This is a genomic window from Gordonibacter pamelaeae 7-10-1-b, from assembly GCF_000210055.1.
In the GTDB taxonomy this organism is placed as follows: domain Bacteria; phylum Actinomycetota; class Coriobacteriia; order Coriobacteriales; family Eggerthellaceae; genus Gordonibacter; species Gordonibacter pamelaeae.
The window spans coordinates 332,247-334,582 of sequence record NC_021021.1 but is presented as its reverse complement, the minus strand read 5'-3'; the positions used below and the strand labels follow the sequence as shown (position 1 = coordinate 334,582).

The window sequence follows — 2,336 nt, the reverse complement described above, 5'->3', positions numbered from 1 at the left end:
CGCCCGTAGCGGCTGGCCACCACGGACACGCCCGCCAGCTCCGCCGCGTCGTTCTCGCGCCCGATGCGCACGCTGGGCGTGCCGTCGCCCTGGCGCACGGCATCGTCCAGGATATGCAGCATGACCGTGTCGTCCTCGAGCACCTGCATGACGGGCAGCAGCGCCTGCGACTGGCTGAACTCCGGCTTCGTCAGAAGCGAGCTCACGCCCAGCCGGTGGGCGCGCGACAGCTCGCTCTCCTGCAAACACGACAGCACCTCGTCGAGCGCCATGCGCACGAGCGGGTCGCGGAACGCCTCGGCCATGCCCTGGCCCAGGCCGTCCTCGATCTGCTGGAGCGACTTGCCCGTGAACACGTCGCCCAGAAACGCCTGCACGCGCGCCAGCTCGTCCGAGGACACCTCCTCGGCGAACTCCATCTGGCGGTTGAACACCTGGCCGTCCTCGGTGACGAGCACCACGAGCGCGCGGTACGCGTTGAGCGAGATGAGCGAGAGCTGCTTGATGTGCAGGTTCAGCACCGACGGCGCCAGCACGATGGAGAGGCAGTCGGTGAGGCGCGTGAGGGCCGACGACGTCTGCTCGAGCAGCGCATCGAGCTCGCTCGCGCTGCGGCGCAGCTCGTCCACGACGGGGCGGTAGCGCTCGTCCTCGCCCGTGAAGTCGGCGGCCAGCAGGTTGTCCACGAACGCGCGGTAGCCGTGGTCGGTGGGGATGCGCCCGGCCGAGGTGTGGGGCTGCGTGATGTAGCCGCCGTCCTCGAGCACCGAAAGCTCGTTGCGCACGGTGGCCGGGCTCACGCCCAGCTGGTAGCGCTCCGTCAGCGTGCGCGAACCCACCGGCAGGGCGCGCGCGACGTATTCCTCGATGAGCGCGGCCAGCACCCGCTGCCTGCGATCGGATAGCACGCCTCTCCACCTTCCTCTCTCTCGCCCGTCGGCTTTCCCCGAACCCGAACCATAGTAACGCATCATATTAGCAGCCGAAAGCCGAGAGTGCTAACAACAGCGGGAAATTATGGAGAAACTTGACGGTTACTGCATAGGAGGAGCGCGTGCGCCGGTTCCCTATGCCAAGTCGAACAGCCTCCCGTAGAGCTCGTTGCCGCAGAGCCAGCCGCGGTCGGTGGGGCGCCAGCGCCCGTCCGCGTGCGCCACGAGGCCCTCCCCTTCCAGTTCCGCGAGCACGGCGGGGGCGTCGGGCAGCAGGACGGCGGCGGCCTCCACCAGCTCGTCGGGCACGCCGCAGGTCATGCGCATGCCGAGCATGAGGTCCTCGGCGGCCATGCCGCGCGCGTCCATGTCGTCGGTCACCCGCCCGTCCTGCACGCGCATGCGGCGCTCAGCGTTCTGGGTCATCGTGGCCGCCGAGCGGCCGAGCCCCAGGTACGGCACGCCCGTCCAGTAGGCGATGTTGTGGCGGCATTCGAAGCCGGGGCGGGCGTAGCTCGCCACCTCGTAGCGCTCGTAGCCGGCCTCGGCCAGCACGCACGCGGCGATTTCCATGTGCGCGGCCTCCACGTCGTCGTCGGGCTCCTCCATGTCCCCGGCGAGCACGGCGGCGTCGAAGGGCGTGTGCGCCTCGATGGTCAGCGGGTACACGCTCACGTGCGCCGCGCCGAGCGCCGCCGCCTCGCGCACGCTCGCCTCGAAGCTCTCGGCGCCCTGGCCGGGGATGCCGCACATGAGGTCCACGCTCACGTTCTCGAAGCGCGTATGCGCCGCCTCGATGGCGCGGCGCGCGTCATCGGCCGAATGGGCGCGCCCGAGCACGGCCAGCACCTCGTCGTCGAAGCTCTGCACGCCGATGGACAGGCGGTTCACGCCGAGCGCCCACGCGTCGCGCACCATGCGCTCCGTCAGGCTCTCGGGGTTCGCCTCCATCGTGCACTCCACCTCGGGCGTGAGGTGCATCGACAGCGACAGCGTGTACAGCAGCATGGACAGACGCGCCAGGCCGATATGGCTCGGCGTCCCGCCGCCCAAGTAAACCGTCTCGAGCGCGCCGAGCTCGCCCTCCTTCGCCTTGCGGCGGATCTGGAGGCAGAGGTCCTCCACGTACGCGTCGATCTCCGGCGCATCGGCCGGCACCGCCGACGTCGCGAAGTCGCAGTACCCGCACCGCCTCACGCAGAACGGCAGGTGCAGGTACAGGGCGCGGTAAGGGTCGTGCGGCATGGTCTAGCCTTCCTGTTCATGCCCGCCCAAAAAGGCGAGCAGCTCGTCGAACACGCGGTCGAAGTCCTCCACGGACACGCAGGCGTTGATCTTCGCGCGCGCCGCGGCGGCGCCCGGCAGGCCCGCCAGGTACCACATGGCGTGCTTGCGCATGCGCAC

Annotated in this window: 2 protein-coding genes; both read right to left on the bottom strand. The window is 69.9% G+C overall.

The features are described 5' to 3' along the window. A partial coding sequence (gene hrcA, locus GPA_RS01515) for a heat-inducible transcriptional repressor HrcA (protein WP_231847538.1) occupies window positions 1-908 on the bottom strand: 908 nt, incomplete at its 3' end. 159 nt (window positions 909-1,067) lie between these two features. Further along, window positions 1,068-2,177 carry a radical SAM family heme chaperone HemW gene (hemW, locus tag GPA_RS01510; RefSeq protein WP_015538744.1) on the bottom strand — a complete coding sequence of 370 codons (1,110 nt, stop codon included), beginning with the start codon at window positions 2,175-2,177 and terminating at the stop codon, window positions 1,068-1,070. Between the last annotated feature and the right edge of the window lie 159 nt (window positions 2,178-2,336).